Annotated in this window: 7 protein-coding genes; all 7 read right to left on the bottom strand. The window is 51.0% G+C overall.

Annotated features, from left to right (window positions below; genetic code table 11):
- The coding region (locus AB1690_00795) for a glutamine synthetase beta-grasp domain-containing protein (GenBank protein ID MEW6013838.1) at positions 1-639 on the bottom strand (639 nt) is incomplete at its 3' end.
- Positions 640-756: 117 nt separating this feature from the next.
- Entirely contained in the window at positions 757-2,430 is a 1,674-nt protein-coding gene (locus tag AB1690_00790; protein ID MEW6013837.1) for an NFACT family protein, read from the bottom strand.
- 232 nt (positions 2,431-2,662) lie between these two features.
- On the bottom strand, positions 2,663-3,220 hold the full coding sequence (locus AB1690_00785; protein ID MEW6013836.1) for a Fe-S-containing hydro-lyase: 558 nt from the start codon (positions 3,218-3,220) through the stop codon (positions 2,663-2,665).
- Between the two features lie 15 nt (positions 3,221-3,235).
- Complete coding sequence (locus AB1690_00780) at positions 3,236-4,078, bottom strand: fumarate hydratase (GenBank protein ID MEW6013835.1); 843 nt, start codon at positions 4,076-4,078, stop codon at positions 3,236-3,238.
- 3 nt (positions 4,079-4,081) lie between these two features.
- A complete protein-coding gene (locus tag AB1690_00775; GenBank protein MEW6013834.1) occupies positions 4,082-5,437 on the bottom strand; it encodes a M48 family metallopeptidase in 1,356 nt (451 codons plus the stop codon).
- A 719-nt stretch (positions 5,438-6,156) separates the two neighbouring features.
- A complete protein-coding gene (gene recA, locus AB1690_00770) occupies positions 6,157-7,176 on the bottom strand; it encodes a recombinase RecA (GenBank protein MEW6013833.1) in 1,020 nt (339 codons plus the stop codon).
- 179 nt (positions 7,177-7,355) lie between these two features.
- Positions 7,356-7,583 carry a hypothetical protein gene (locus AB1690_00765; protein ID MEW6013832.1) on the bottom strand — a complete coding sequence of 76 codons (228 nt, stop codon included), beginning with the start codon at positions 7,581-7,583 and terminating at the stop codon, positions 7,356-7,358.
- Between the last annotated feature and the right edge of the window lie 184 nt (positions 7,584-7,767).

Below are 7,767 nucleotides of genomic sequence, written 5' to 3'. Positions count from 1 at the left end.
ATGATGATGATACTTTATGGCGACCCCAACCTCTTCCAGTAAGGTCGTTATCTCAGAGCGCAGATTGAAGGTCCGGTCTTTCGGGGGAGCGGCATGATACCCTCCCTTGTACTGCACTTTATACCCGAGGTTGCCGCTTCCTTCTCGCCCGGCGTTCCATTCCGCTTCTTCCGAATCGATAAAATAATACCCTTCCCCCGGTCCCTGATTGAAGCGGACATCATCAAAGAGATAGAATTCAAACTCCGGTCCCAGATAACAGGATGTGGCGGGAAGAACTTTCTTGAGGTATTTGTCGCAGTCGCGAAGCACTCTTCGCGGATTGCGGGAATATGGCTCAATCTCTTTTTCCACCGCCATTATATCGCAAATGAAGGAGAGAGTTGGCTTCTCAAAGAAAGGGTCGATAAAGGCTGTCTCCGGGTCCGGTATGGCAATCATATCCCCCCGCTCAATCCGCGTGAATCCGGGTAGCGATGAGCCATCCAGCCCGACCCCGGTCTTAAATAGCTCCGGTTTCAGACTGGCTACGGTAAGGGTGATATGATGCCAATCCCCAATCAGGTCGCAGAATTTGACATCGATATATTCTATTTTCTTCTCTTTGACCAGTTTGTTCAAACTTTCCAGCGCCGCCATATATCTCTCCTGTCCAAATAATGACAATCTTGTCCGTTTAATTTAGCAAATCTGCCAGAAAAGGCAACGGGGAAACAGCCCTGAGAGATTAAAGTAATATGAACTCCAAGCGTGTTTTCATCCCTTCCCCTCCCGCGGCACCACCATCACCATCTTCTCTCGCTCTACAGTCACCAGCCCCGGCTTCGCCCCCCGCGGCTTGCGCACAAATCGCCGCTCGGTATAAATTACCGGCACCGCCTTGGCGTTTTTCGCCTTGGAATGAAACGCCGCCACTGCCGCCGCTTCGGTAATCTCCTGCTTTGACGGCACAAAGTTCTTGTCCGGGAACTTCATCACCACATGCGAGCCGGGGCATTGCGCCGTATGGAACCAGAGTTCGTACGGCTTGGCATGCCCGAAAGTGGTTCGGTCGTTATCTTCGCCGCCGCGACCGACAAAAATGGTTACCCCGCTGGATAGAGTAAAGACCTTATACGGCAACCGCGGCGCCAACTCCGGTCTCTTTACCTGGGATGGCAGAATCTCTTTTATTTCGCTCTCATACACACTTGCGGCATGCTCAAAATCCGCATCCAACTCCTGAAGCATCTTATGCGTGGTCGCCAGTTCTTTTCGGGCAATTTCCAGACGCCGTCCCAGAAGTTCCACCCCCTCTTTTGCTTTCCGGTATTTCTTGAAATATTCTTCCGCATTTTCCGCTGGTGTCAGCGCCGGGTTGAGGGGAATCTTTATTTTCCCGGTTCCGTAGATATCTTCCAGCTCAATCGCGCTCATCCCTTTTTTCATTTTCACCAGGTTTATCTTCAGGAGTTCTGCCATCTTGCGGAGCTCGTCAAATTCCTGCGCCCTGAGCGCATCCTCTTCAATCTTCTTAATCTTTTTCTCAATCCGCGCCACCTGACGTCGCGCCGCTTCTATTATCTTCTCCTTTTCCTCTTCGGTTTCTTTGGCTTCTCTTCCCCACCGCACGGCGCTATAGATTGCCAGCGACAATGTCTTAAACCGTCTTGGCTCCTCATGGAGCGACTTCAACCGAAACGGATATCCCCCCTGCTTTCCATCGACCTCATAAAGATAGCCGGCGTCTCCCTTGCCGAACAGTTCCGCCAGTTCTTTCATAATCGCCACAATCCGGATGGCATCGCTCTCTTTCAGATTATCAACAAGCAGGTCAGGCGCTATTTCCGCCCGCTTAAGAATTTCCCCGGCAAGGACCTCATCCAGCCCGGCCACACTCTTCCTCAAGAGAGCCGCGAGATACTGTCCCTGATGATGTTTCAATGCCTCCCTGAATTTACTCACGTCAATTTCAAACGGATTCATCCGTTCCGGCGGTGACGGTATTTCGTATCGTTGCCCCGGCTCGAACTTTTTGTGCCGTAGTGATGCAGCTATTCGTTCCTTGTCATCCAGCAGCCAGAGATTTCCATTCGGTCCTATCGCTTCGACTACAATTGTAAATTCGATGGCGCCATTTCCCAGTTGAATTCGCAGGATACGGTCGAGCCCGGCCTGCGTTACGGATAAAACCTTTCTTCCCGATGCCGGCTGGAAAAAGGGCCAGGGTTTTTCTCTGGTGTCGATTTCGATTTTGGAACGGGGAATCAGGAAAGTGCCGAACCCTACCGGATGATACGCCAGCCCCAGCGCGCAGGTAGTCTCCTCGGTCTGAAAGAAGAGATACGCCTCCCGCTCTTTCTTATAGAAAGCGGTATCGACAAACTCCCCCCCGCTAATCTTGCTCTGCAGTTCCCGTGTCAGGGCAAATATGTGAAGCGCCGTTTGCATGATTGATACAGTAGATTTTCTTTTGCGCTCGGGCAGCCGGTCAGAATCCGCCTGGGATTTTGACAATTATATGTACTGCCATTCTAAAAGATGTCGAAACCTGAGTCGCTCGCGGCGCCCAAGGATTGATTTCGACCCGCCCGTCAGCAGACTGAGTCGACCCCTGCGCTCTGGAGTTATTCTGGCGCGAAGTCGGCAGTCGCTAACTGACGGTGGCTTTCACCAACCCCCCTCATTTCTTCTCGTACTTGGCGGTCCCTTCTTTATAGATATTCCCCCCGTGACAGTCCATTGCCACAATCGCCGGAAAGTCTTTTACGGTCAATTTTCGAATCGCTTCGGCGCCCAAGTCCTCATATGCCACCAGTTCATTCCCGACTATCGATTTGGCAATCAACGCCGCCGCTCCCCCTACCGCCGCAAAATAAACCGCCTTCTTCTCTTTCATTTTCGCCACCACTTCCGGTCCCATCTCCCCCTTCCCAATCATCCCTTTCAATCCGACCTCAATCATTCGCGGCGTATAAGCATTCATCCGGTACGAGGTGGTCGGTCCGGCTGAGCCGATTACTTTCCCCGGTTTTGACGGTGACGGACCTACGAAATATATTATCTGTCCTTTGGGGTCGAAGGGGAGTTTCTCTCCCTTGTCTATCAAATCCACCAGCCGCTTATGCGCCGCATCACGCGCCGAATAGACCGCGCCGGTAATAAGGACTTCATCCCCGATACGAAGATTCATTACAACCTCATCGGTCAGGGGAGTGGTTATCGATTTCTTACTGCTCATAATCTATCTCCAGGGCTACAAAACGATTTCTTTATGACGGGCCGCATGACATTGCGTGTTGACGGCAACCGGAAGGCTGGCAATATGGCAGGGGAAAGTCTCAATATGAACATCCAGCGCGGTGGTGACACCCCCCAGCCCTTGCGGGCCAATACCCAGTTTATTTATCTTTTCGAGAAGTTCCAGTTCCAGGTCGGCGTAGAATTTATTGGGATTTCTGCTGCCGACTTTCCGCAGCAGCGCGGTCTTGGCAAGCAGCGCGCATTTTTCAAAGGTTCCGCCGATGCCGACCCCGACTATTATCGGCGGGCAGGGATTGCCGCCGGAACGCCGCACCCTGTCGATTACGAAATCTTTAACTCCCTGAATACCATCGGATGGTTTCAACATCTTCACTTCCGACATATTCTCGGAGCCGCCCCCTTTCGGCGCAATGATTATCTTCAGTTTATCGCCCGGCACAATATTTATATGAATCACCGCCGGCGTATTGTCGCCGGTGTTCTTGCGCTCCAGCGGGTCGCCCACTATCGATTTCCGGAGATAACCATCCTTGTACCCTTGACGGACCCCTTCATTCAGCGCCGCATTCAGGTCGCCCCCGACAATCTGCGCCTCCTGTCCCAGTTCTACAAAGAGCACGGCGAATCCGGTATCCTGACACATCGGTACCGATTCGTTCCGCGCGATTTTGGCGTTTTCCAGAACCTGGTCCAGAATCCCCCGCCCCACCGGCGACTCCTCCACTTTCTTGGCATTCTCGATCGCCTCCACCACATCTTTACCCAAATCATAGGCGGCGCTCATCGAGAGCTGTTTGACCGCTTCGATTATTTTTTCGGTGCTTATTTGACGCATCTTCTAAAACTCCGTATGCTTAAAATCACAAACTTTGTCGGTGCATTTTACCGCCAGCTGTCTCTTGTATAATTCTTTAACATTCTCCATCCTTTTCTTCAGCGCCGGATGGTCGTAAAACCAGAATTCGGTCAGCGCTGATGGCTCCGGGTCGGATAAATTGAATACCGAAAGCTTATCAAACGCTGTTGCCGCTTCTTCACCGTTCACACCGGACAACTTCAATCCGTACTCATCCGACTGATATTCAAAATAACGGCTCACCCCGTTGTTAATCGGCTGGGTGATAAAGCCAAAGACGGTGATAAAGAGCAGAAAAACCGGAAGACTCGCTATATCGCCCGAATTCCTGATGCCGAAACGATTTTCATTTCTGCGAATGAATGACGGCAGAATTTTATCCGCCAGAAAACCGGCAAGAAATATCAATATCACCGCCGTAAATAAACCGTACCAGATATGATTCAGAAGATAATGCCCTATCTCATGCCCCATGATGAATCTTAATTCATTGACCGTAAAATTCTTGATGGTGGTATCATACAAGACAATTCTCTTGGTGCCAAACATTCCGGTGAAATAGGCGTTGACTTTTGAGGACTGCCTGGAGGCATCGACTTCAAAAATATCCGGATTATGAATTCCGGCTTTTTCCGCCAAATCCCGCATCGCGGTTGCCACTTCCTGATTTTTTATCGGCTCAAATTTATTGAAGAGCGGCGCCACCACCACCGGATAGATGATGATTACAAATGCCGCAAACGGTATCGCGCCAAGCCCAAAGAGAAGCCACCATTTTCGAAACCGGTTGATAAGCCAGTACAGAATCAGGATGATGACAAATCCAAAGACCAGCCCGACCGCTTCGCTTTTCAGCGATTCGCCGAACCATTCTCCGAAACTCTGATTGGAGAAACCGTACTGATGTTCAATGAGAAAGCCTCGATAGTAGCTGAAGGGAAGATTTATCAGGAAAAGGAATACCATCAGGAAGAGAAAATAAAAAAAATACATCGGGACTTTCTTACTGGAAATCTTCTCCGCCCATCTCCGAAACAGTCCCGACAATCCCAGATAGAGGACCATCAGGAAAATCGCCACCTGGATGAAAAACGAAAAAAATCGCCAGCGGCTGACAAACTTGGAGTACGATATCAGAAGTGACTTTCGCTCTTGGTTCATCGGGTACTGGAAAGTCCCGGCCGGTTCTTCAACAGAAACGGCGCCGACAACGATACTGTCACCGGAGCCGATTACGGCAGAATCCGCAATCTCCGTTGATACCGAATCTGTGGCTATAACGGCTGGGGTGATGGTAAGAAGTAGAAGAAACAGAAGCAGATAGTAGCGGCGTCTCATAGTCTTCCCTCGTAAAATTTAAGCGAAAATACCGAAAAATTGGGGCGATGTCAAGGCGGGAGGAAACGGTTGTCAGGGCAGTTTCATAAGGTCATAGGCTCCTGTTTTAGAGGGGAGGTGTGACCTGACGGAACCTTTTATGTCAGACGATAATGCGCCAGGTCTCGCTCCGACTGCCGTCGGACCTGAGACCCGCCACGATTTATGAAAGGGATTCTCAAGACCGCTCGACTCCAGCGTGAAGTGCCAGAGGAAATAGAGGGTCTTGAGCTACTTCTGCTGCCATCGGACCTGAGACCCGCCACAACTGATGAAAGGGATTCTCAAGACCGCTCGACTCCAGCGTGAAGTGCCAGAGGAAATCGAGGGTCTTGAGCTACTTCTGCTGATATAGTCCGGCAGTCGCAAATCAATTCGCCAAGCAAGGGATATAAAATATCCCTTAGTGTCATACCCGCGAAGGCGGGTATCCAGAAAGCAGCAAAACACTGCAGAAAGGTACCGCCTTCATTAGTTTACTTAGGGTAGTTTTGTCAGGTTACAGATTCGGCCAAAGAAGGCAGGCTGAATTGAATCGACAGCCAAAGTAGGTGAAGACCCTCGACTCCCGTGGATTTTTCTCCTGCAAGTCAAGCGGTCTTGACACCTTCGTCTTTCATTTATAGATATATCAGGCCCCAGTACCAACTCCCGTTGGGACGAGACCCGACATTCGCAACTCACTCCCCCTTCTTCCCCGCCACCGCAAACCCCATCTTCTCCCGAAGGGCCGAGGTAATCCCCTCCATTATATCAGCATTCTCCTCCAGAAACCGCCGCGCCGATTCCCGCCCCTGCCCCAAACGCTCTTTTCCGAAACTGTACCACGTTCCGGACTTCTCCACAACATTCTGGTCTGACGCCAAATCAAGAATCTCGCCGGAGCGCGATATCCCCTTGCCATAAGTAATATCAAACTCTGTCTCCCGGAACGGCGGCGCCACTTTGTTTTTCACTACCCGCACCCGGGTGCGGCTTCCCGTCACCTCTTCATGCTCTTTTATGGATGCGATTTTACGGATATCGAGACGAATCGTGGCGTAGAACTTCAGCGCATTCCCGCCGGTGGTGGTCTCCGGATTGCCGAACATCACCCCGATTTTCATTCTTATCTGGTTGATAAAGACCACCGCCGTTTTCGATTTCGAAATTACCCCCGTCAGTTTTCGCAGCGCCTGCGACATCAGTCGCGCCTGAAGCCCCATATGCTGGTCGCCCATATCCCCATCAATTTCAGCCTTTGGCACCAGCGCCGCGACGGAGTCAATGACTATTATATCAATCGCTCCCGAGCGGACCAGAGTCTCGGCGATATCGAGCGCCTGCTCACCGGTATCGGGCTGCGAAATCAGGAGATTATCGACATCGACTCCGAGCGCTTTGGCATAGGCCGCATCCAGCGCATGCTCGGCATCGATAAACGCCGCAATCCCCCCCAGACGCTGCGCCTCGGCGATAAAATGAAGCGCCAGGGTGGTTTTCCCGGAACTTTCGGGACCATAGATTTCGGTCACTCTTCCCCGCGGAATCCCGCCGACACCGAGGGCGTGGTCAAGCCCGAGCGAGCCGGTCGGAATCACTTCAATCGGCGCCACCGCCGAATCCCCCAGACGCATAATTGAGCCTTTGCCGAATGATTTCTCAATCTGATGAAGGGCGCTGTCGAGGGCTTTTTTACGGTCAGGTATTGCTGCATTCATTTTCCCCACCTTTCTATAGATTTAATTCACTATTTGCCAAAGAGTTAAAGGAAATTGTTTCCATTCTGACTGTCATTTCTTGAGTCTCCATAATCTAACATAAAAACCCTCACTGTCAAATCCTGTCAGTAAAAATGTGATATTGGAAAAATAGTTGAAGCGCCAGTGCGAACCGGGTATTATAGATTAGACTCGGGAAGGAGAGAATGGGGATTCATGTGAATGCGGGGAAAGGGATTCTCAAGGTCGCTCAGCCGCAGGGAGAAGAGATAGCGGAAGTCGAGGGTCTTAGGCTGTTTTAGCTGCAGGGCACCAGCCACGCGCTCGTGCCATATTCGTTCCGCGAAGCGGAAAGAATAACTAAGATTGGAAAAGAATGATGATATCTTCTGGGTTCGGTCGGTCATTCCGCCGCGGCGGGTCGATTTTGGCAGGAGCGCCCCGCTAAAGGCGGGGCTCCTGCCCTACTTCGTTCAAACAAATGTTAAAAACTTATGAAGAACTTCGACTTACTCAGATGGCAATGTAGACAGTGATGTCAGACTGACTTTCCTTATGCATCCCAAAGCCGGCCTGAATCGGATTAAGAAC

The sequence above is a fragment of the Candidatus Zixiibacteriota bacterium genome (assembly GCA_040753495.1).
Lineage (GTDB): Bacteria > Zixibacteria > MSB-5A5 > GN15 > PGXB01 > DYGG01.
Note: the sequence above shows the minus strand (reverse complement) of the source record. Positions and strands in the feature narration are given on the sequence as shown.